This is a genomic window from Rhizobium sp. 18055 (assembly GCF_902706285.1).
Lineage (GTDB): Bacteria > Pseudomonadota > Alphaproteobacteria > Rhizobiales > Rhizobiaceae > Rhizobium.
In genome coordinates, this window is sequence record NZ_CACSKD010000001.1 from 137,893 (window position 1) to 160,343 (window position 22,451).

At 60.5% G+C, this 22,451-nt stretch carries 23 protein-coding genes; 8 read left to right on the forward strand and 15 right to left on the reverse strand.

Translation table 11 applies throughout. The features are described 5' to 3' along the window. Both GVL52_RS00670 and GVL52_RS00675 read right to left on the reverse strand, forming a co-directional pair. The gene (locus GVL52_RS00670) at nt 1-384 is read right to left on the reverse strand and encodes a type II toxin-antitoxin system VapC family toxin (protein WP_160003331.1); all 384 of its coding nucleotides are present in this window, start codon (nt 382-384) and stop codon (nt 1-3) included. Next, nucleotides 381-647, reverse strand: coding sequence for a type II toxin-antitoxin system Phd/YefM family antitoxin (locus GVL52_RS00675; RefSeq protein ID WP_160003332.1), 267 nt, complete (start codon nt 645-647; stop codon nt 381-383). Before GVL52_RS00675 ends, GVL52_RS00670 begins: the two co-directional genes overlap by 4 nt. 71 nt (nt 648-718) lie before the next feature. On the opposite strand from GVL52_RS00675, the gene GVL52_RS00680 reads away from it, so the two are divergent. Next, complete coding sequence (locus GVL52_RS00680) at nt 719-1,309, forward strand: HutD family protein (protein WP_160003333.1); 591 nt, start codon at nt 719-721, stop codon at nt 1,307-1,309. A gap of 145 nt (nt 1,310-1,454) precedes the next feature. Beyond that, nucleotides 1,455-2,897 (forward strand): FAD/NAD(P)-binding protein, encoded by a 1,443-nt coding sequence (locus GVL52_RS00685; protein WP_244619050.1) that lies wholly within the window; start codon nt 1,455-1,457, stop codon nt 2,895-2,897. A 31-nt stretch (nt 2,898-2,928) separates the two neighbouring features. On the opposite strand, the gene GVL52_RS00690 is transcribed toward GVL52_RS00685, so the two are convergent. The 5 genes from GVL52_RS00690 to GVL52_RS00710 form a co-directional block, all read right to left on the reverse strand. After that, nucleotides 2,929-3,456: a hypothetical protein gene (locus GVL52_RS00690; RefSeq protein ID WP_160003334.1), complete on the reverse strand. Its 528-nt coding sequence runs from the start codon at nt 3,454-3,456 to the stop codon at nt 2,929-2,931. A gap of 158 nt (nt 3,457-3,614) precedes the next feature. Next, nucleotides 3,615-4,646, reverse strand: coding sequence for a diguanylate cyclase (locus GVL52_RS00695; protein ID WP_160003335.1), 1,032 nt, complete (start codon nt 4,644-4,646; stop codon nt 3,615-3,617). Between the two features lie 181 nt (nt 4,647-4,827). Continuing rightward, nucleotides 4,828-5,091: a DUF2934 domain-containing protein gene (locus tag GVL52_RS00700; RefSeq protein WP_160003336.1), complete on the reverse strand. Its 264-nt coding sequence runs from the start codon at nt 5,089-5,091 to the stop codon at nt 4,828-4,830. 142 nt (nt 5,092-5,233) lie between these two features. Beyond that, nucleotides 5,234-6,313, reverse strand: coding sequence for a Gfo/Idh/MocA family protein (locus tag GVL52_RS00705; protein WP_160003337.1), 1,080 nt, complete (start codon nt 6,311-6,313; stop codon nt 5,234-5,236). A 1-nt stretch (nt 6,314) separates the two neighbouring features. Beyond that, complete coding sequence (locus GVL52_RS00710; protein ID WP_160003338.1) at nt 6,315-7,334, reverse strand: Gfo/Idh/MocA family protein; 1,020 nt, start codon at nt 7,332-7,334, stop codon at nt 6,315-6,317. A gap of 289 nt (nt 7,335-7,623) precedes the next feature. Between GVL52_RS00710 and GVL52_RS00715 the strand changes: the two genes are divergently transcribed. Beyond that, entirely contained in the window at nt 7,624-7,929 is a 306-nt protein-coding gene (locus GVL52_RS00715; RefSeq protein WP_160003339.1) for a hypothetical protein, read from the forward strand. A gap of 62 nt (nt 7,930-7,991) precedes the next feature. On the opposite strand, the gene GVL52_RS00720 is transcribed toward GVL52_RS00715, so the two are convergent. The 6 genes from GVL52_RS00720 to GVL52_RS00745 all read right to left on the reverse strand — a co-directional run bounded on the left by GVL52_RS00720 (nt 7,992) and on the right by GVL52_RS00745 (nt 14,753). After that, nucleotides 7,992-8,345, reverse strand: a complete 354-nt coding sequence (locus GVL52_RS00720) for a DUF2147 domain-containing protein (protein ID WP_160003340.1) — start codon at nt 8,343-8,345, stop codon at nt 7,992-7,994. A 215-nt stretch (nt 8,346-8,560) separates the two neighbouring features. After that, the gene (locus GVL52_RS00725) at nt 8,561-10,564 is read right to left on the reverse strand and encodes an aldo/keto reductase (protein ID WP_160003341.1); all 2,004 of its coding nucleotides are present in this window, start codon (nt 10,562-10,564) and stop codon (nt 8,561-8,563) included. Nucleotides 10,565-10,608: 44 nt separating this feature from the next. Beyond that, entirely contained in the window at nt 10,609-11,694 is a 1,086-nt protein-coding gene (locus GVL52_RS00730; protein ID WP_160003342.1) for an ABC transporter ATP-binding protein, read from the reverse strand. Nucleotides 11,695-11,708: 14 nt separating this feature from the next. Then, nucleotides 11,709-12,545 (reverse strand): carbohydrate ABC transporter permease, encoded by an 837-nt coding sequence (locus tag GVL52_RS00735; RefSeq protein ID WP_160003343.1) that lies wholly within the window; start codon nt 12,543-12,545, stop codon nt 11,709-11,711. After that, complete coding sequence (locus GVL52_RS00740; RefSeq protein WP_160003344.1) at nt 12,542-13,402, reverse strand: carbohydrate ABC transporter permease; 861 nt, start codon at nt 13,400-13,402, stop codon at nt 12,542-12,544. The genes GVL52_RS00735 and GVL52_RS00740 overlap by 4 nt, the downstream gene beginning before the upstream one ends. Before the next feature lie 76 nt (nt 13,403-13,478). Continuing rightward, nucleotides 13,479-14,753: an extracellular solute-binding protein gene (locus tag GVL52_RS00745; protein WP_160003345.1), complete on the reverse strand. Its 1,275-nt coding sequence runs from the start codon at nt 14,751-14,753 to the stop codon at nt 13,479-13,481. A gap of 86 nt (nt 14,754-14,839) precedes the next feature. Between GVL52_RS00745 and GVL52_RS00750 the strand changes: the two genes are divergently transcribed. Then, entirely contained in the window at nt 14,840-15,751 is a 912-nt protein-coding gene (locus GVL52_RS00750) for a helix-turn-helix domain-containing protein (RefSeq protein ID WP_160003346.1), read from the forward strand. Nucleotides 15,752-15,761: 10 nt separating this feature from the next. On the opposite strand, the gene GVL52_RS00755 is transcribed toward GVL52_RS00750, so the two are convergent. Continuing rightward, entirely contained in the window at nt 15,762-16,661 is a 900-nt protein-coding gene (locus GVL52_RS00755; protein ID WP_160003347.1) for a LysR family transcriptional regulator, read from the reverse strand. A 173-nt stretch (nt 16,662-16,834) separates the two neighbouring features. Here GVL52_RS00755 and GVL52_RS00760 point away from each other — a divergent pair, with 173 nt between their 5' ends. The 4 genes from GVL52_RS00760 (at nt 16,835) to GVL52_RS00775 (ending at nt 21,058) form a co-directional block, all read left to right on the forward strand. Beyond that, entirely contained in the window at nt 16,835-18,616 is a 1,782-nt protein-coding gene (locus tag GVL52_RS00760; protein WP_160003963.1) for an IlvD/Edd family dehydratase, read from the forward strand. A 237-nt stretch (nt 18,617-18,853) separates the two neighbouring features. Then, on the forward strand, nt 18,854-20,014 hold the full coding sequence (locus tag GVL52_RS00765; protein ID WP_160003348.1) for a fumarylacetoacetate hydrolase family protein: 1,161 nt from the start codon (nt 18,854-18,856) through the stop codon (nt 20,012-20,014). A gap of 135 nt (nt 20,015-20,149) precedes the next feature. After that, nucleotides 20,150-20,434, forward strand: coding sequence for a hypothetical protein (locus GVL52_RS00770; RefSeq protein WP_160003349.1), 285 nt, complete (start codon nt 20,150-20,152; stop codon nt 20,432-20,434). Between the two features lie 165 nt (nt 20,435-20,599). Further along, on the forward strand, nt 20,600-21,058 hold the full coding sequence (locus tag GVL52_RS00775) for a helix-turn-helix domain-containing protein (protein WP_160003350.1): 459 nt from the start codon (nt 20,600-20,602) through the stop codon (nt 21,056-21,058). Between the two features lie 174 nt (nt 21,059-21,232). On the opposite strand, the gene GVL52_RS00780 is transcribed toward GVL52_RS00775, so the two are convergent. After that, entirely contained in the window at nt 21,233-22,414 is a 1,182-nt protein-coding gene (locus GVL52_RS00780; protein WP_160003351.1) for a M20 aminoacylase family protein, read from the reverse strand. Between the last annotated feature and the right edge of the window lie 37 nt (nt 22,415-22,451).

The following is a 22,451-nucleotide window of genomic DNA, read 5'->3' on the forward strand; positions in this document are numbered from 1 at the left end:
CTACATCAGCCGGATAGGGCCACCGTATTTTGCGATGGCCCTATCCACTGTCAGGAGAACCAAGCCCTCGGTAAAAGCCTGTGCGACGAGGAGACGATCGAACGGGTCGCCGTGAATAGTCGGGAGATTTTCGACCGCAACGGCATGTTCGCCGGTTACCAGCAGTTCATTGAACCGGTTATCGAGCAGGAACCGTCGCAACAGACCGGACGTGATGTCGAAGTTGGGGCGTCGCCTGACTTTGATGGCAATTTCCCAGATGCTGGCGACTGAAAAAAACAACTCGTTTTCATCGTCCTCGACGAGCGTGATAAAGTCTTTGGGTAGCCGCCGGGACCCTTCGGCCGTCCAGAGCAGAAAATGCGTATCGAGGAGAAACTTCATCGGTCTTTGAATTTATCGGGGTTGCCGTAAAACATCTCCTCGATCTCTTCAGCCATCATCGTGTCGAAATCGTCAGGCGTCGTGAACATCCCCTTCATGAAGCCGATGCGACTTTTTTTAGGAGCGGTTTCCGGTTGGTCTATCGGCACCACTTTGCCAATCGGCTTACCGGCCTTGGCGATGATGAAAGATTCGCCATTGGCGACTTTTTCCATCAGACGCGACAGATGGGTCTTTGCCTCATGTATGTTCACAACTTCCATGACCGGCCTCCCTTGGACTTAGTCCACTAAACTTAGTCCACTCAGTCCAATTTGGCAATCCGAGATATGAGATGACCCAAGCCACCATCCTCAAAGCCAGCACCTACCGCCGCATGCCCTGGAAAAACGGCGGCGGCGAAACGGTGGAGATCGCGATCTCGCCTGAAGGTGCGGCGCTGTCCGCATTCGACTGGCGCGTGAGCATGGCAACGGTCGCGACCGACGGTCCGTTCTCGATTTTTCCCGAAATCGACCGGACGCTCTCGATCCTTGATGGCAACGGCATGTCGCTTGCGATCGATGGCAGCGCACCGGTTCTGCTGATGCAGGACAGCGCACCCCTCGCCTTCCCCGCCGATGTGGCTGTCTCGGCAACACTGGCGGACGGGCCGATCACCGACCTCAACGTCATGACCCGCCGCACCGGCCTGCGGCACCATGTCGAGCGCGTGCGCATCCATGGACGCACAGGCGTTGATGTCGATGCGCAGACCTGGCTGGTGCTTTGCCACGAGGGAAGCATCGCTTTGGATTGGGGTGAAGACAGGGCAGAACTGAACGAGGGCGACACACTGCTGCTCAAGGGTTCTGCGGGCGCGGCCGTTGCGCTGACCGGCGACGCGCTCTGCTATGTCATCGCGATCGATGGCGGCAAAGCTTGACGTCGCATCCCTCCCACAGCTGCGCGCACTTTGATGTTGGCGCATATACCGACTGAAACCGTAGAGCATTGCCGCAGCAGTCGCGGCACACTAGATTGACGATCGCTATCCCAATTGTCTCGATATCAGGACTGGACCGGAGACCTTGGCACCCGACGACGTTTCCGCTCTTGCCGGCCAGGCAATCGTCCATCGCCGGCCGCTGGTTGCGATCATAGGTGGCGGTGTTTCCGGTGCCGCTGTGGCCTATCATCTGGCGCTCGCCCTGCCGGACAAGCCACCCGCCATCACCGTCTTCGAGCCGCGGCACGAGATCGGTCGGGGTCTCGCCTACGACACAGCGGACCCTGCGCATCGGATCAATGTTCCCGCGGGTCGCATGAGCCTGTTACCGGATCAGCTGGAAGACTTCCTGGAGTGGATCCGGAAAAATGATGCCATCGCCGATGATCCGGGTGCCCATCGCGCCGATGGAGTGCTTTTTCCGCAGCGTCAATTGTTTGGCCGGTATGTCGCTTCCGCGCTGCAGCCGCTGGTCGAGGCGGGTATAGTCAGGCACCGGCGGGCGCTGGTGACGGATGTCAGCCGCGACGGTACCTTCTGGCGCATATCCGACAGCCAGGGCGGCCAGACCTTTGCCGATTATCTGGTGATTGCCACCAGCCACCCCTCGCCGTCCACGCCCGGCAATCTGGCGGTGCTTTCAGGTCATCCAAGGTTCGTTGCGGATTCGACCAAACCGGCATCGCTCGATGTTATTCGTGCTGACGATCGGCTGCTGGTCGTCGGCAATGGACTGACGGCCGCAGATGTCGTGGCCTCGCTTGCGCGCACCGGTCATCGCGGCGCGATCACCTCGATCTCGCGGCGCGGACTGAGGTCGCGGGGACACGCGCCTGTCCCGCAGGACCCCTTCGGCGCGTTCGAAACAGCGCCCGCTCACAGCGCCACGGATTTGCTGCGCAGCGTGCGTTATGCGATTGCGCAAGCCGAGCAATCAGGTCTGACATGGCATGCCGTGATCGATCAAGTGCGCGGCCACGGCCATGTGATCTGGCAGAACCTGCCGATCGCCGAGCGCCGCAGGCTCGTGCGCCATCTTCGGCCGTTCTGGGATGCGCACCGCTTTCGCATCGCGCCGCAGGTCGAAGAGGTCCTGGATCAGGCAATTGCCGAGGGCCGCATGGAGGTGCTCGCCGCATCCGTTGCCAGCGTCAGACGCGAAGGCGACAATATCAATGTTGTCCTCCGGCGACGGCATGCAGGCACGGTGGAGCGGGTCTACGACGCCGTTGTCGTAACGACGGGGCCGGCGCATGGCGGCATTCTCGACAGCCAGCCATGGCTCGCAAGCCTGCGCAATCATGCGCATCTGCAGCTGGACCCGACCGGCCTCGGCATCGCCTGCAACGAGCGCTCGGAAGCGATTGCCGGCGATGGCAAGGGTGACTCGACCCTGCTGATCTCCGGGCCTTTGGCCCGCGGCACATTCGGCGAGCTCATGGGATTGCCGCAGATCACCGAACATGCGGCCTTCGTCGCGGGCGAGCTTGCCCGCAAAGTCGAGAAAGCGCTGAAAAGCCGTTGATATCGCTTGGGGATTATCGCAAGCGCCGCGCTTAGCTGGCACCCTCGGCAAACGCTTCCAGCTCCGGATCGAAGTCGACCTCGACGACATTGTTGAAAACGGCAGTGGCGAGCATGATGCCGGCAAAGGCAACCAGATCGACCAGCGTCTTGGCATCGTAGCGCTGCTTCAGCTGTGCCCAGATCTCGGCCGGGATGGCATTGGAATCAGCAACGATGGCTTTCCCGAAAGCGTCGAGAAGCGCTTCCTCCTCGGACAGGACGAGCGCATCCGGATTGAAACCGTTGTTGATCAGCGCCCTGCGGAAAAAGGTGATTGCGATCTTCGATTTGCAGGCCTTGGAAATGGCATGCGAGAAAATCCAGATCGGCCGGTCGCTGATGCCTGCAAGTTCGGCCCTGAGCGTGAACCACTCGGCGTAGATACGGTGTGCCGCCGGCGAATGCAGCAATGTCCGCTTCATGTTGGTCATTCGACCGCGGACCTTCACTTCCGCGTCATGGGCCGCCCGAATCTCGTCGGAGGCGGTATCGTAGTCGATCAGCGGAATATGGCTCATGTCTTATGCTCGTTGGATATGGGCGTGCCAAGCTGTTGCCAGAAAAACCGGCAGACGGATCATCTGAATAGCATGACTGTTATCGCAAAGGAGTGCCGCTTGAAAAGACGATACGAGCCGCTTTCAGGCCGCGGACCGACCGGGCATCGGAGCGAGCGCTATGCCGCGTGTATCTTGGTTGCGAACGACGGCTGGGCAAGACTGAAACGGTTCCGGCCTCCGCTCTTGGCCGCGTAAAGCGCCCCGTCTGCGGCGGCGAAAATATCCTTCGGTGCATTGTATCCTGCGGCGAGCGCCACGCCGACGGACCCGCCGATGCCGATCTGCTTGCCGTCATCATCGCAGGAGGCGGCAAGCGATTTGACAATGGCGTCAGCGATCCGGGCGGCATCGTCGTTCGATTGACAGTGGTGCAGGACCGCAAATTCATCACCGCCGATCCGAGCCACGAGTTCTGCGTCGCCAAGCGCTGCACGCAGGCAATTTGCCGCGGCCTGCAGACACTGGTCGCCGGCCTGGTGGCCGAGCCGGTCGTTGACCTGCTTGAAACCATCGAGATCGATCAGGAACAGCGCCACTGCCTGCTTAGAGATATCCGCTTCGCACAGTGCATCGAATTTGGATTGGAACTGAACCCGGTTGGGCAGGCCGGTCAGCACGTCGAACTCGGCGAGGTAGCGGATCTCGTCGAAAAGCTTCTTCTCGGCTGTGATGTCCTGCTTCATCCCGAATATCCGCACCGGCACATCATCCTCGCATTCGACAGTGGCGGTGATGCGGATCCAGCGATGGTTGCCCTTGCCGGTGACGATCTCGGCGTCTAGGCTGAAGCCTGTGTGGTCCTTGATGGCGCGGTTGCGTGCCATCGTCAGTTGGGCCAGTGATTTTTCGGAATAGAGTTTGACGATCTCTTCGCGGTTCAGCGGGTGGCCGAGCGGTAGGTCGAACAACTCGTAGACCATATCGGTCCAGGCCAGCTTCTCGTCATTCAGGCTGCATTCCCACACGCCGATGCGGGCAGCGCGGGATGAGTGGTCGAACAGCTTTTTCAGATGGGTGAGTTCGGCAGAGGTGTCGAAAGATGGTGGCGCGTCGGGTTCATGAACAACAGGTCCGCGCGGTCGGTAAGAACGGCCACTTCGTTTTCGTGCAAACCGTGACGTGACTTCGTGGACAATCGCTGAAAACATTTATCGACCCTGCATATTTCAGAAGGCATTCACGCCTTTGACTTTACATCTTCTTCAGCAAAGGTTGACGTTGTACTGCGCTATTCATTTTCCCACTAAATTATGATGGAAACAGATGATCATGCCTAAGAAACTCTAAACGCGCACAGCAGGCGAACAGCGATTGCAGCAAGAGCCCCGCCTAACCTGCAGATCGCTGTGCAATGGACACGTTCACCGGCGCTTCAGACGGATCACCAGGCGCGACATCGCGCATCAGCCGGCCCATTGCTTTCAATCGTTCAACCAATTCGCTGCCATCGACCGAGGCGCGCGTCAGTTCCAGCATCTGGTACTCGCGCGCCGCCTGCTGCCAATGCTCGTCACCGCGCCCCTCGGGTCTGCCTGTTGTTTCCCACAGCGCATAGGCGCGCTGATTGATCCAATCGTCTTTACTCAAAAACATGAAAGACCTCGAACAACGGATTGTGAAAATCGATGTGTCCAAGCTGACAAATGGAGTTTAGCAACTCGTTACTTCTCAGCGGTTTTCAGCGTCCGAAGCAGAATATATTGCAGCGCACTTTGGTTCAGTCTCCCTTCCTGATCTAGCGGGCGTCTTCCGGTAGCCAGGAATGATAGAGCGGATGGTCTGCCAGGATCGGCAGCGGTGTCGGAAGGCCGGTGCGCTGGGAGTGGTATGCCGCAGTGACAAGCTCCAGCGAATTGCGGGCATCGGCAAGCGTCACCGGTGGCTCGTCGCCGCGGATCAGCGCCTGATGGAACAGTTCGAACTGGCGGGTGTAGCCGTCTTCCTTGGTGACGTAGCCGGCCAGTGCCGCATCGACGCGCTTCTGGTGCTCTTCGTTGCCCGCCACAAACGTCCAGGGATCGCGGCCCATCGTATAGGGCTCGAGAATGCTCTCGACCGCCAGATCGCGGAAGCAGAAGCGCAGACGCGAAATCTCCTCGCGCGAACCGAGCGTCATCGAAAGGCTGGCGAGCGAGCCGTTGTTCATCCTCACCGACAGGGCCGCGGTGTCCTCAACTTCGATCGGATTGACCAGCGTCGCACCGAAGGAGAATATCTCGGCGCAGGCGCCGTGCACATAGTTGAGCATGTCATGGGCGTGGATCGCATGGCCGAGCAGCCCGCCGCCGAGTTCCGTCATCCATTTGCCGCGCCAGGGAACGGCGTAATAATCCGGCCCGCGCCACCAATGGGTCTCGATCGTCGTCAGGAACGGGCTGCCGGTCAGGCCGAGATCGATCAGCATCTTCAGCTTCTGAAGTCCGGAACCATAGCGATACTGGAAGATCGGCATCAGCTTCGGGCCCTCGGCACGGGCAACGATACGGCTCATCTCGTCCACCTCGGCGATAGAGCCGAACAGTGGCTTTTCGCAGATCACATGCTTGCCGGCTTCGATCGCCTTGCGGCAGAGGTCGAAATGGGAGCTGGGCGGGGTGCAGACATCGATGATGTCGAGATCGGCGCGCAAGATCATCGTCTCGGCGTCCTGCGTATACTCGGAAATGCCGTATTCGTCGCAAAGCTTCCGCCCACGCTCCTCATCGAGCGAGCAGAGAACGGCAACCTCGAACAGCTCCTTGTTCCATCTGAAGCCGGAGAGGTGGCGTTCGGCGATGCCGGCACCAATAACGCCGACGCGGAATTTTCTGCTCATCTCAGCGCCCCTGCCCATTGCCCAGCCTGACGGCATTTGCCTGCGCTTCCAGCGACAGCCGGCAGACCTCATAGACATGGCCTTGGGTCATTGCCGTCTCCGTGCGGTCACGCACATCCGCCGCGAAGGCCTCGAAGTAATCGAGCTTTTCGTCGCTGCAATCGATGTGGGTCATCTCCTTGCCGTTGACGAGGAACAGGTGATCCTTGCCGGGGCGGCCTTCGATGTCGATATATTTGCGCAGCTCGATATAGCCTTCTGTGCCGAGGATGGTCAGTCGACCGTCTCCCCATGTCGGCAGCGCTTCAGGCGTGAACCAATCGACGCGGATATAGCCGGAGCCCTTGTCGGAACGCAGCAGCACCTCGCCGAAATCCTCGAAGGCGGGCTTTTCGGGCATGCCGAAATTGCCGATCGAGCTGGCAGCGACCGTACCGCTGGTCGATCCGGTGTAGAACAGAAACTGGTCGACCTGATGCGAGGCGATATCGACGATGATGCCGCCGAACTTTTTCGGATCGAAGAACCAATCGGGGCGCGTCGGCAGTTGCAGCCGGTGCGGCCCCATGCCGAGTGTCTGGATGACGGTGCCGATCGCACCCGCCTGCACCAGCTTGCCAGCCTTGACGGCGGAGCGCACGCAATGGCGCTCGGAAAAGCAGATCGAGAAGATGCGTCCGGTCTCCGCTACCGCAGCCTTGACCGCCTCCAACTGGGCAGACGTCGTCAGACCGGGCTTATCGGTCATCACATCCTTGCCCGCTTTCATGGCGCGGATGGCAAGGTCTGCGCGGTCGCAGGGAATGGCGGCGATGCAGATCACATCGATCGACGGATCGGCCAGCAGTGTCTCGCGGTCAACCTGTGGCGTATCGGGATAGGTTTTCTCGAAATTCTCGCGAATGGCAGGCACTGACGTTTGCGGGCAATAGCCGACGAACTCTGCTCCTGCTGCCAGCAGTCCCTTCACATGATCGAAGGTGTGCCCGTGGTCGATCCCGATGACGGCAAATTTCAGCATAATGATTAGAACCTCCTCGCAAATTCCTCGCACCGCTGACGTGAGTCCTCGGCGACCTCCTAGGGAGAAAACAGACAGCGAAAGGCCCTTTCTGTCAAGGCCGCCGCCGCCGATAGAACGGCCGGTTACAGGCTTATGCATCTGATTTAATTAGAGAATATTTTGTATCTAAATAGTTATTTACATCCAGATATCACGAGGCCGCCAAGCCTGCCGTCTCCCGGTGTATTTTAGGTTGGCACGAGATATGCATTGCTCATGCCGGGGTTCCTTTTGGTCGGAGGGAAGAATGATGGCTTTGATTACCGATATCGTCAGTGCCACCGGGCAGCTTGAAGCCGCCATACTGAACGCGACGGTCACGCCGCCGGATTTGTGGGGCGGCTCTAAATCGATGAAAACAAAAGCAAAACTGCTCCCGCATGTGCTGGTCCAGCAGTTTCCGGAGCTGTCGTTGATCGAGTGCGAGTTGCGCGGCGTGTTCGAAGCCTGCTCGCAAGCGATTGATCGAAAATCAATCAATCCCGTGGTTGCAAAAGCGGCAATCTCGCTCGCCCATGAGTATCAGATCGTCATTGAGGGCCTGAAGCGCTAAAGCCCTCGGCATTGTGCGGCTTTCGAATTGTGGAGCGTCTTGCCGACGCTTCCTGCTGTGGTTTACAGTCGCGTCCAGATCAGCGAGCGGCAGATCACCTTCATCGTGCAGCCGCGCATCTTGACGGTATCGCCGGACACGGTCAGCGCGCCGTCGAAGGTTTTCTTGCTGTCGGGTTCGATGATGGTCCCGGTGAAACTACCATTTCCGCCTGTGAAAGAACCGATCTTCTGGCCGGCATGGTCGCCGGTTTTCATGGTGATGCAGTAGCCGTCCGCACATTCCTGAATGGTCGCCGTCGTTCCGATCTGGGTTTTCCAGACGCCCACCACCGGCTCCTGCGCCAGCGCCATGGGGGTCAAAACCAGTTGAGTCACGAGCGCCACGGGCGCCGCGATGGACAATAGCCGCTTCATTTGGGGTTTCTCCCGTCTAATCCATGCCTGAGCGCCAGGCCGCCGCCGCGGCACCCAACGCTTAATGATACGCTCTCGCCGAGCGCGGCTCCAGAACACTCTGCCTGCAACATCGAGCACGGATATAGTGCGGGAAACGCTTGAACACAACGCAATGCGGGGATCAGGCTGAGCCGAATCCCCGCATCGGTCACGTCATCGTGAAGGCTGAGGCCTCAGGCCTCCAGCCACTTCACCTGCTCCGGTGTCAGCTTGATATCCAGAGCCGACAGGCTGTCCTCAAGCTCGGCAATCGTCCGCGGGCCGATCAGCGGAATGACCGGGAACGGCTGGGCGATCACATAGGCGAGCGCGATGTGGATCGGGCTGCGGCCGAGTTGTTTTGCAAGCTCGATGGCCCGATCGCGCCGGTCGAAGTTGCGGTCGGAGTACCAGCAACGGACGATTTCCTCGTCGTCATGCTTGTCGCGTCCGGCGCGGTCGGTAAAGAAGCCGCGGCCCTGGCTGGACCAGGCGAAGTTCGGCACCTGGCGTTCGTTCAGCCACGTCTTCCACTCGTCATTGGAAGACGTCACGCACCCGGCCCAGATCGGATCGAGCATTTCGGCCAGAGAGAAGTTGTTGGAAAGCGCTGCCGGCGCCGCCTTGCCGTTCTTCTTGGCGTAGGCTGCCGCCTCGTCCATACGCTCGCGCGTCCAGTTCGAGCCACCGAAGATGCCGCGAATGCGGCCACGCTTGACCTCGGCATCCATCGCATCGACGAATTCGCCAACCGGGATGTCGGTGTTGTCGCGGTGCATGAAGTAGATATCGACATAGTCGGTCTTCAGACGGTTGAGAGACTGGTCGAGCTGCTTGGCGATGATGTCGGGGTAGCAAAGCGGCGAGTGGGCGCCCTTGCCGATCAGCACGATCTCTTCGCGCGGCACGTTGCGGCTGGTGTGCCAGTCACCGAAGATGCTTTCGGTCTTGCCGCCACCATAGACGAAGCCGGTATCGAAGACATTGCCGCCGGCCTCGTAGAAGGCGTCCAGTGTCAGCGATGCGGAGGCGAAGTTCGGGAAGAACTCGAAGCCGAGAGTGACCACCGATGCCGGCTTGGAAATCCCCGGGATCTGGCGCTTCGGAATGCTGTCGCCAAGCGTGACCGTCCCGCCGGCCAGATTGGTGGTGCGCTTGTCGGCCTTCTCGACGCTGTATTCGAGACCGATGGACGCGCGCCACTGGTCGAGCACCCGCAGATTGCCGATCGAATCGGCCCAGCCCATGCCCGGCGACGCGAATTCCTTGCTGCCGGCGCGGATGGCATCGCCTGCCGCGTCGACCTCGAAGGAATAGAGCCAGCGGTCCTCCTTGATCTCGATGGTCTGCTGCTCGTTGCCCTTGAACAGTTCGATCTTGCCGACACCGCCCTTGTGGCCGGAGGCGAACCAGAAGTCCTTGACCTCGATGCGCCCTTCGGAACCGATGATGCGGAGCGTGTTGTCCTGGTTCGCCATGATCGAGCACGACACTTCGGCAACAATGCCGTTCGGGAACTTGAGCACGGCAGACGCCCACTCGTCGACGCCGGACTGGCCGAGATGAGCAACGCCCGCAACCTTCTCCGGCTCCAGGAATGGCTTGCCCTCGGCAGCACCGGCGATCAGCCGCGCCATCGACACGGGATAGCCGCCGACATCGAGAATGCCGCCGCCGGCCGTCTCGTTGGCGAACAGGCGATGCTCGGGCTTGAACGAGCCCATGTTGAAGCCGAAGCTGGAGCGGATGATGCGCACGGTGCCGATAGCGCCCGAGGTCACCAGCTCGACGAGCTTCGCCGTCTGCGGATGGGCGCGATACATGAAGCCTTCGCCGGCAAACACACCGGCCTTTTTGGCTTCGTTGTAGATCGCATCGGCATCATAGGCCGTCAGCGCAATCGGCTTTTCGACCAGTACATGCTTGCCTGCACGGATCGCCTTGATGGCCCATTCGGCGTGGCCGGTATGTGGCACGGCGATATAGACGGCATCGATTTCACTGTCCTGCAGCAGCGCCTCGTAGCCCTTGACGACGCGGGCGCCCGGAAAATTCTCGGCAAGGCCGGGCTTGTCAGGATTGCGGGTGGCGATGGCGGCGAGCTTGCCGGTGCGCGAGTGCGCAATGCCATCAGCAAAAGTGCGTGCGATGGTGCCCGGGCCGATAATGCCCCAGCGGATCGGTTGGTCTGAACTCATGGAAACGTCCTCTTTCTTGCATCAGTCTTGGGATGGGTAGGCGATCAGCGCAGGCGTTTGCCGGTGCTGTCGAACAGGAAGCTGCGTTTTGCCGAAAGGCCGACCGTCAGCGTGTCGCGCTGGCCGGCGGTGCGCGATTCCGGCCGCTCGATGATCAGCGGCTCCGCGCTTGCGGTGGTGGCGTAGATGTAGCTGGTGTTGCCGAGATGCTCGGCGACATCGACGGTGACGGTGAGGTCGGTGTCGCCCTGCCCGGCATCGCTAAAGTGCTCCGGCCGGACGCCGAGGGTGACTTCGGCACCTTTTGGCACCGACGTCGCGACCGGCAGTGTCAGCCGCACATTCGGCTCGCCAGCCAGCGCGATCGTTGCGGTCCCCGCACCGGTTTCGACGACTTGAGCCTTCAGGAAGTTCATCTTCGGCGAGCCGACGAAGCCGGCAACGAACTGGTTGGCGGGGTTGTCGTAGAGATCGAGCGGCGCGCCGACCTGCTCGATATTGCCGGCGCGCAGCACGACGATCTTGTCGGCCAGCGTCATCGCTTCCGTCTGGTCGTGGGTGACGTAGATCATCGTCGTGCCGAGCTGCTTGTGCAGGCGGGAGATCTCGACGCGCATCTGCACGCGCAGTTCGGCATCGAGGTTCGACAGCGGCTCGTCGAACAGGAACACCTGCGGTTCGCGCACGATGGCTCTGCCGATGGCGACGCGCTGGCGCTGGCCGCCTGAGAGCTGTTTCGGCCGCCGCTGCATCAGCTCGTTGATCTGCAGGATATTGGCGGCATGCTGGACGCGCTTTTCCGTATCCTCCTTGGGATTGCCGTTCATCCGCAGACCGAAGCTGAGGTTCTGCTCGACCGTCATATGCGGATAGAGCGCGTAGGACTGGAAAACCATTGCGATGCCGCGATCGGCAGGCTCGACATCGTTGACGACCTTGCCGCCGATGTTGATCTCGCCGCCGGAGATATCCTCCAGTCCGGCGATCATCCGCAGCAGCGTGGACTTGCCGCAGCCGGACGGTCCGACGAAAACGACGAACTCGCCGTCCTTCACCTCGAGGTTCGCCCCATGGATGATTTCGAGCGCGCCGAAGCGCTTGACCACGTTGTTCAATGAAAGTTCTGACATCAGGCGTTCCCCGACTATTTGACTGCGCCGGCAGAAATGCCAGCGATGAAGTGACGTTGCAGGAACACGAAGACGATCAGGATCGGCGCCGTCAGCAGCATGGCGCCGGCCATGATGCCGCCCCAGGAGACCTTGGTGAGGCCGATCAGCGATCCGAGCGCCACCGGTGCCGTCATCATTCCGGGCTTGGAGTTGATGAGCAGCGGCCAGAGGTAGTTGTTCCACGACGCGAGGAACAGGATGATGGCAAGTGCTGCCATCGTCGGCCGGGCAAGCGGCAAGGCGATCCGCAGGAAGATCTGCCGCTCCTTCACCCCTTCGACACGGGCCGCATCGAACAGTTCGCCGGGCATCATCGTGAAGGCCTGGCGCATGAAGAGCACGCCAAGCGAGTTGAACAGCGGCGGCACGATCAGCGCCACCCAGGTGTTCGCCAGCTTGAACTCGCGCGCCACCATGATGAACTGCGGGATGACGACGACAGCGAACGGCAGGGTGATGGTGCCGAGGATGATGGCGATCACCACGGAGCGCCCGACAAAGCGGTAGCGTGCCAGCGCCCAGCCGGCCATCGAGGTCAGCAGCACCGACAGGAAGGTGTAGACCGACGCCACCACGACCGAGATGAACATGGCGCGGACAAAATCGGTATCGGCCTGTAGGTTCTTGAAGTTCTCGATGAAATTGGTCGAGGGCCACAGCACGATCTCCGGACTGAAGATGCCGTAGTCGGGCATGGTCGAGAAGACCATCATCATCCAGATCGGAAACAGCCAGATGATCGCCAGTGGCGTCAGCACGGCGTGAAGCGCGATGACCTTGAGCCGGTTCGATTGAGACTTGGACTTCATTTCTGCTCCCTCCCGACCCACAGATTGAGAAGCGAGATGCTGATCGCCAGAATGGCCATGGTGTAGGCGATGGCCGAGGCATAGCCGAAGTTCAGCGACAGGAAGCCCTGACGGTAGAGCAACAGGCCAAGCGTTTCCGTGCCGCCGCCGGGGCCGCCGCGATTGGTGATCAGGAACGGTTCGGCAAACAACTGCATCGTGCCGATGACAGACAGGATCACGCAGAACAGAATGATCGGCTTCAGCAGCGGCAGGGTGATGTGAATGAACTGCTTGGTCTTCGACACCTTGTCGAGCGTCGCCGCCTCATAGACATCGTCGGGGATCGACTGCAGGCCGGCGAGCAGGATGATGGCGTTGTAACCCGCCCAGCGCCAGGTGACGGCGATGATGACAAGCGCCATCGCGGCATTGGCATTGTCGAACCACGAGACGGCTGGCAGGCCGACCGCGGTGATCAGCTTGTTGATGATGCCGAAATCGATGCTGAACATCAGCCGGAAGACCGCGGCATAGGCCACCTCGCCGACGACGACGGGGGCGAAGAAGGCAAAGCGATAGAGCGGCCGCGCCTTCAGCAAAGGCGAATTCAAAAGCACGGCCATCATGGTGGCAATGGCGATCATCACTGGCACCTGGATGACCAGAATGATCAGCGTGTTGTAGAGCGCGTTGTAGAAGGCTGGATCACCGACCAGGCGGCCCCAGTTGACGGAAGCGCTGAATTTCCATGGGTTTACGCGCGTGTTCTGAAACGAGATCAGAAACGAGCTGATGATCGGCCATAGCCAGAACGTGGCGAATACGAGCAGATAGGGCGCAAGAAAAGCATATGCGCTCCGGTTGCGGATCGGCATTTCATTCTCCTCAAATACGAAGCGAGCATCCCGAGGGATGGAAGCCGGGCGCGTTATCGGCGCCCGGCGTCGTTACTCATTCCGCAATGGGAAGACCGGTGGCGGTCTCGATCTGCTTGGCAGCGTCGTCGAGCGCCGTCTTCGCGTCGGGGTAGCCGCCGGCAAAGTACTTGGTCTGCGCTGCCTTGTAGATGGCATCCGCATCTGTCTGGAACTGCGTACCACGGCTCGGCACGATCTTCGGCAGGGTCGAGAGAATATCGGCCCAGACCTTCTGGTCGCCCCAATAGGGCTGCGCCTGGTTGACGAACGGATCCTGCACGGCCGACAGCAGCGACGGCACGAGACCGAAGGACTTCAGCATCGTGACCTGGCCTTCATTGGTGCCAAGCGCGTAGTCGATGTAGGTCCAGGCGGCTTCCTTGTTGGCCGAGTTGGCAGCAATTGCCAGCGACGAGCCGCCGAGGTTTGCCGCATGCGGGCCGTCAGGCGTCAGGCTCGGCATCATGTAGACGCCCCACTTGCCGGAGAGATCGGGCGAGCCGGAACGGACGGTGCCTTCATACCAGCCGCCATACATTTGGCTTGCAGCCTTGCCGGCGGTGTTGGCCTGGATCTTTTCATCCCAGATCGCAGCCGTCAGCGTGCCGGCATCCTTCATTTCCTTGACTTTTTCGAGCGTGGCAACGCAGGCAGGCTTGTTGATGGTGATCGTCTGTCCGTCGGCTGCAAAGTAGCCGCAGCCCTGCTCGTTGGAGATCATCCGGAACCATTCGCTGTCGCCGTTGAAGTCCGCCTGCGCCATGACGACGCCAGGATTGGCTGCGGCGATTTTCTTGCCGGCGGCGATGAAATCGTCCCAGCTCTTGATCGCCAAGGGATCGACGCCGGCCTTTTCATAGAGATCGCGGCGATAGAACACGGCAACTGGACCGGAATCCCAGGGCATGGCATAGGCGACGTCACCGACTTCAAGCTCGGTGCGCTTGAATTCCGGGAATTTCGCCTGGATTTCAGCGGTATAGCCGAGGTCCTTCAGGTTGGCGAAGCAATCCGGGAAGCGGTTCCAGAAAATCTCGGCTTCGAAATTCTCAACCGTGACAATATCTGGCAGCCCCTCTCCACCGGCAGCGCACGCGGCCAGCATCTTGTCGAATACCTGTTGATTTCCAAGGTCTTCCACCGTGACCTTGATATCGGGATGTAGCTTGTTGAAACCTTCGAGCGTGGATTTCAGTGCCGATGCGGCAACGTTCCAGCTCCAGATGGTGAGATTGGCAGACTGTGCGAATGCAGAGCCAGATGCAAGCAGCGCGACCGCAGCGGTCGCACCGATAAGTTTGAAGCGCATTGAAAATCCTCCCTTTTCAATTGCCGTCCCTAATCGAACATGGCTACACTAGCCGTCAGGGAGCCGCTGTCTCCTAAAAAGGGAATATGGATTTGGCGGAAAGTAAGATTGAGCAGAGGGCTGTCTATCAGCCGGGAGCGAGCAGCATCGAGGGATTGCCGACGGCACTCCAGATGTTTCACAACCATCCGCCGAGGATGCTGATGCCGCATTGGCATGTGCAGGTGGAGCTGAACTATATCATGCGCGGCCATGTGCATTATCGCCTGAATGGCCAGGACATCAGCATGAAGGCGGGCGACATGTGCCTGTTCTGGGGCGGGCAGCCACACCAGATGGACCAGAGCAGCGACGATGCGATCTATGCCGGCGGGCATCTGCCGCTGGTCTATTTCTTCCGCATGCGCTTGCCGATCAACGTGTCCAGCCGGTTGATGAAGGGCGAGATCCTGTTCACCTCGGCGACCGATGCTGCCGACATTCAGAACTTTCCGCGCTGGGTGGCCTATGCCAAGTCAGGCGATGCGGCCAAGGCCCAGCACGCCGTCGAGGAGATGCTCCTGCGGATCGAGCGGATCGTTCTCGATCCGTATTCGATGCTGGCGCCAAACGGCCTGTCTGCGACCGATGATGCCGAGCAGGCCTATCCGCAATCATCACGCACCGTGGCGCGAATGTGCGATTTCATCGCCGCCAACTTTCTGCAGGAAATCGATTCGGTCGATATCGCCCGCGCCGCCGACCTGCATCCGAAATATGCGATGAACGTCTTCAAGAAGACGACGGGGATGACGCTCAACAAATACGTCAGCCTGCTGCGGCTGTCGCGCGCGCAGGCAATGCTGATGAACGAAGGGGCAAATGTATTGCAGGTGGCGATGGATAGCGGCTTCGGCTCGATCAGCGCCTTCAACAAGTCCTTCCGCCATATCGCCGGCATGTCGCCATCGGACTTCCGGCGCGATGCGCGCTGCATCACGCAATATGTGCCGGCCTGAGGCGGCTGGCTCAGGCTGATTCGAACAGTTTGTAGAGCAGTTCAGCCGATGCCGACAGTTCGCGGTCCTTCAGCTTCAGCAGCCCGAAATCGGGAACGGAGATATCCGCGGCGATCGGCAGGATGCGCAACAGCCGGTGCTGTTCCATCAGCCGGGCGACCGGTTCGGCGAGGATGGCGATCCGTTGGCTTTGGCGCATCAGCAGCATTGTCAATAGCGCGTCCGAGGTGGAGACTACGCTTTCGGGAACGATGCCATGGCGGCGAATGAAGTCATCGGCGACATCGCGCAGGAACGAACCATGCGGCTGCAGCACCCAGCCCTGATGGCGGAGATCCTCTTCGGCGATATCGAGCTTGTCGGCCAGCGGATGGTCTTCCGCAACGACGACGCTGAGTGTCTCCTTGCCGAGCCGCTTATTGTCGAACAGCAGCGGGTTCATGCCGCTCGGGATGCGGCCAACGGCAAAATCGAGACGGCGGCTGAGCACGTCTTCGAGCAGCACGTCGCTGCTGCCGACAGTGATGCTGACATCGATCGTCGGATGCGTCTCGAACAGCCGCTTCAGCGCCGGCGTGACGTAATCGGCGGCGGGCGTTATGATCGTCCCGAAGGCGACGCTGCCGCCCTGCCCGGCCGCCGCGACGACCATTTCATACTCGGCGCGCTTGGCCTCGGCGAGCAGTGTCTTGGCGTGGCGGACGATCACCTCGCCTTGCGTGGTGACGACCAGTCCGCGGTTGTGGCGTTCGAAAAGCTGGTGGCCGGACATCTGTTCCAGCTCGCTCAGCGTCCGCGACAGCCCCGGCTGCGAGACGCCGAACATTTCCGCCACCACCCCGAGCTTGCCGTGTTCGCTGAGCGCCACCAGCATCCGCATATGCCGCAGCTTGAATCCGTCCAGTCCCATACAAACCCTCTTGATATAAGTTATCCGCATATCAGACTACAAAAGACTGATTATACAATCCAGTATCGATCAGCTAAACGCATGACAACACCGGTGCAAATGCAAGGAACATGATCGTGGTCGAGAAAACGCCTGCCCCGCATAGTGAGAAAACTGTCGAGCAAAAGGCCGAGATGCCGCAGCTTCGATCCAAGGCCTGGTTCGACAATCTGGCCAATCCCGACATGACCGCGCTCTACCTTGAGCGCTACATGAACTTCGGACTCAGCCAGGAAGAGCTGCAGTCGGGCCGCCCGATCATCGGCATTGCCCAGACCGGCTCCGACCTGTCACCCTGCAATCGTCATCACATCGAACTGGCAAAGCGCGTTCGCGAGGGTATCCGCGATGCCGGCGGTATTGCCATCGAATTTCCCGTGCATCCGATCCAGGAAACCGGCAAGCGCCCGACAGCCGGCCTCGACCGCAACCTCTCCTATCTCGGCCTCGTCGAGGTGCTCTACGGCTATCCGCTTGATGGCGTCGTGCTCACCATCGGCTGCGACAAGACCACGCCGGCCTGTCTTATGGCCGCGGCAACCGTGAACATCCCTGCGATCGCGTTGTCCGTCGGCCCGATGTTGAACGGCTGGTTCCGTGGCGAGCGTACCGGCTCCGGCACGATTGTCTGGAAGGCCCGCGAAATGATGGCGCGCGGCGAGATCGACTACCAGGGCTTCGTCAAGCTCGTGGCCTCGTCGGCACCCTCAACCGGCTACTGCAATACCATGGGCACGGCGACGACGATGAACTCGCTCGCCGAAGCGCTGGGCATGCAGCTACCGGGTGCGGCCGCCATCCCCGCTCCCTATCGCGATCGCCAGGAGATCTCCTACGAGACCGGCCTTCGCATCGTCGAGATGGTCCGCGAGGACCTGAAGCCATCGGACATCCTGACCAAGGAAGCCTTCATCAACGCCATCAAGGTCAATTCGGCGATCGGTGGCTCGACCAACGCGCCGATCCACCTGAACGCGCTGGCCCGCCATGTCGGCGTAGACCTCACCGTCGATGACTGGCAGACCTATGGCGAGGAAATCCCGCTGCTCGTCAACCTGCAGCCGGCCGGCGAATATCTCGGCGAGGATTATTATCACGCCGGCGGCGTTCCCGCGGTCATGGGGGAATTGATCAAGCACAACCATCTCCACACTGGCGCCATGACGGTGAACGGCAAGACGGTTGGCGAGAACTACACCGCGTCTGTCATCGAAGACGAAAAAGTCATCCGCCCGTTCGAGCGGCCACTGAAGGAACGCGCCGGCTTCCGGGTGCTGAAGGGCAACCTGTTCTCCTCGGCGATCATGAAGACCAGCGTCATCTCGCCGGAATTCCGTGGCCGCTATCTCTCCAATCCCAACGATCCTGAAGCCTTCACGGGCCGCGCCGTCGTCTTCGACGGGCCGGAGGATTATCATCACCGGATCGACGATCCGTCGCTTGCGATCGACGGCACGACGATCCTGTTCATGCGCGGCGCCGGTCCGATCGGCTATCCGGGCGCTGCCGAAGTCGTCAACATGCGGGCACCGGATTATCTGCTGAAGCAGGGCATCTCGTCGCTGCCTTGCGTTGGCGATGGCCGCCAATCCGGCACATCAGGTTCGCCGTCGATCCTCAACGCCTCGCCGGAAGCGGCAGCCGGTGGTGGCCTCGCCATTCTGCAGACCGGCGACCAGGTGCGAATCGACCTGAACAAGGGCACGGCCGATATCCTGATCAGCGACGCGGAGATCGCATCGCGTCGCGCAGCACTCGACGCTGACGGCGGCTATGCATTCCCCGAGAGCCAGACGCCATGGCAGGAAATCCAGCGCTCCTATGTCGGCCAGCTGGAAACCGGCGCGGTGCTGGAGCCGGCGGTGAAGTATCAGCGGATTGCCCAGACCAAGGGCATACCGCGCGATAACCACTAACTTCCATGCGCCGGTCCAGCGCGTTTTGACCGTGCGGAGGATCTCGTCTATTCCGTGGGCTCGTGTCGAAAAAACATCGAATCCACGATCGGATTGCAGGCAGATGACCAAGTTTGGCGATTGCGGCCTTGCCGGTCGGTGTCTGATGTGATCGATGTCCCCGCGCCGCCGGGTTGGAGGCGGCGCATTCCTTTTTATTGAAGAGCGCATCCATCGCTCGCGTGACGGAATATGACGATGCCCCATAATCTTCTTGACGCTGCTGCTTCCGGCGGCCTGTTTGTCGGTCGCGCCTGGAACCCGGCCGCTGCAGGCCCCAGCATTGTGGCGATCCGCGACGGCCAGTTGGTCGATATTACCTCTAAGGAAGCGCCAACGCTGAGCGCACTTCTGGAACAGCCGGACCCGGCGGCATTCGTCCGTGCGGCCACGGGCCAGCCTCTAGGTACGCTCGATGAAATCGCCGCGAACAGCACCGGCAAGCCGGACGCTTCGCTGCCCTATCTGCTCGCCCCCGTTGACCTGCAGGCTATCAAGGCCTGCGGCGTCACCTTCGCCCAGTCGATGATCGAGCGGGTGATCGAGGAGAAGGCAGCCGGTAGCGCCGAACGCGCCGCGGCCATCCGCGAACGCGTCAGCACGCTGATCGGCGGCAGCCTCAACAATCTGAAGGCCGGCTCGCCGGAAGCGGCGACCGTCAAACAGGCGCTGATCGAGGAAGGCATGTGGTCGCAGTATCTCGAAGTCGGCATCGGCCCGGATGCAGAGGTGTTCACCAAGGCGCCGGTTCTGTCTTCGGTCGGCTGGGGTGCCGATGTCGGCCTGCATCCGGTCTCGACCTGGAACAACCCGGAGCCGGAAATCGTGCTTGCGGTCGATAGCCGCGGCGAAATCAAGGGGGCGACGCTCGGCAACGACGTCAACCTTCGCGATGTCGAAGGGCGTTCGGCGCTGCTGCTCGGCAAGGCGAAGGACAACAATGCGTCCTGCTCGATCGGCCCGTTCATCCGCCTGTTTGATGCAAGCTTCGGTCTCGATGACGTCCGCAAGGCCGAGCTTGACCTGAAGGTGTCGGGCGAAGACGGGTTCGTGCTGCACGGCAAGAGTTCGATGTCGAAGATCAGCCGCGATCCGACCGATCTGGTCCGTCAGACATCCGGCGCGCATCACCAGTATCCCGACGGCTTCATGCTGTTCCTGGGAACACTGTTTGCCCCCACACAGGATCGCGATGCGCCGAACCAGGGCTTTACCCACAAGATCGGCGATGTGGTCGAGATTTCCTCACCGGGTCTCGGAGCGCTCGTCAATACGGTTCGACGCTCGAACGAGTGCCCGCCCTGGACCTTCGGCATCAGCGCTCTGATGTCCAATCTGGCCAAACGCGGACTGCTCTGAACCCGTGGCGATCAAGGAATGGCGGCATGCCGCCGTTCCTTTTAAAAAATACTTGGGTTCGGGTCGCTACGCCTGTCCATTCCGGCCTTCACGCATATATCCACCCTGGAAACGTGGTGAACCAGTGAGAACCCAATGAGACTGATAGCGGCGGCCATGATTGGAATGGTCATCCTTGCAGGATGTACCACAGGCAAGGACTACTCGGCGGCGGGTGTCGATCCGATACCCGGAAGCATCATCTATGGCGGGCAGCCGCGGACGAAGCTGACGAAATCTCCGATCGGCTCCACTTTCCCGCATAATTTCATCGACCAGTACGGCCAGCAGGTCGACGAGACCTACATGATCCAGCCGGATCGGACGCTGAAGATCGTTCACCGCGAGATCAGGCCCATTCGCTTCGGCGGTAGAGATTGATCCCATGCACGCAGCGCGCGCATCCTGAGACTTTTGTCGAGGATATCACCTTATCGTCATAGCCCTGCGGTTGAATTTGATGCCGCGCTGAGACAAACTGTTGTTGCTGGGAGGAGCCGGTTAGCCGGGGATCGGTTCGATCAGTTTCGGCATAGGAAATTTAGAATGAATGCAAAGACACCGAATGCAATCGATAGCTATGTAGGCTCGCAAGTCAGGGTGCGCAGGCAGTTGCTGGGACTGAGTCAGGAAAGGCTCGCAGAGCAGATCGGCGTTACGTTCCAGCAAGTGCAGAAATACGAAAAAGGCATGAACCGGATCGGCGCCAGCCGGCTGCAGCGCATCGCTGAGGTTCTGAACACCTCCCCAAGCTTCTTCTTCCAGCAGGACCCCTCGGAGCCGTTGTCGCTTGCCGGTCTTGATTTGAGCGTCACAACAGACCCGGTCGCGGAGTTCCTGCACTCCAAGGAAGGGCTCGCGTTGAACAAGGCGTTCATCAAGATCACCGACCAGCATCTTCGCGAAAAGATCGTCGCGCTGGTGAAAGCCATGGCGCAGACACAAGTGGATCGGTCCGGCCCTGCCTCGGCAGGCAAGTCTGGCGCATCGCCCTCCCAGCAATGACGTTTGAGGTCGGAGGCGTCATCGTCTCCATATACAGGCGGCGTCAGCCATTGGCGCCGCAACCGGCACGAAAACGGCAAAGGGCGCCCACTTGGGACGCCCTGATACTTCGATGATTGCTTCGTCAGCATTCGACACCTGCCGGCCAAGCAGCCGGCTTGGCCATTTCAGGCATCATTCGTCGAGATAGCGTTCCGTCAGCCGCGCCCACATCGCTGCACCCGCCGTCAGGCTGTCGTCGGCGAAGTCATACTTGGCACTGTGGAGAATAGCCGAGTTCATGCCGTTGCCGAGGCGCAGGAAGCTGCCGGGCTTGTGCTGCAGGAAATGCGAGAAGTCCTCGCTGCCTGGAATGAGCGGGCAGAGCGCCACATTGCCCTCGCCGACCAGTTCTTCGGCGACCATGCGTGCAAACGCGGTTTCCTTCTCCGAATTGACCACAACGGGATTTCCGTAGGTATAGATAATCTCGACGGTGGCGCCGAAGCCCTCGACGATCGATTGCGTCAGTGTCTTGATGCGCTTCTCGAGAATTTCGCGAACCTTCGGATCGAACGACCGGACCGTCATCAGCATCCTGGCGCTCTCGGGAATGACGTTGGCAGCCTCCCCCGAATGGATCGCGCCGACCGTGATGACGGCGGTCTGCGTCGGGTCGATGTTGCGGGAAACGACCGACTGCAGGGAAACGACGAGATTGCAGGCGACGACAACAGGATCGATCGTCAGATGCGGACGGGAGGCGTGGCCACCCTTGCCGGTGATCCTGATCTCGACCGTGTCGGCCGCAGCCATCAGCGGGCCGGAGCGCATCAGCCAGCTGCCCTCGGGGGCGCCCGGATGGTTGTGCAGGCCGAAAATCGCGTCAAAGGGGAAGCGTTCGAACAGGCCGTCATCGATCATCGCCTGGGCACCGCTGAAGCCGCCTGCCTCTTCGGCCGGCTGGAAGATCAGGTTGACCGTGCCATTGAATTTTCGCGTGCGCGCCAGATATTCGGCAGCGCCGAGGAGCACGGTGGTGTGGCCATCATGGCCGCAGGCGTGCATCTTGCCCGGTACCGTGCTGGCATAGGGCTTTCCTGTTTGTTCGGTGATCGGCAGTGCGTCCATATCGGCGCGGATGGCGATGCTCTTCTTGCCAGCGCCTGCGGTCATGCGGGCAACGATGCCGTGGCCACCGACATTGCGCGTCACCTCGTAGCCCCAGCCTTCCAGCTTGTCAGCCACGAAACGGGAGGTCTCTACCTCATCGAACGACAGCTCGGGATGGGCATGGAGATGCTGGCGGATGGCGCGGAGTTCGGCATCCATTGGCGCGAAATCCGAAAGGCGGGCGAAATCGTTATCGATGGTCATCTTTGTTCCAATTTTTTTGCATGCGCTGTCCAGCACC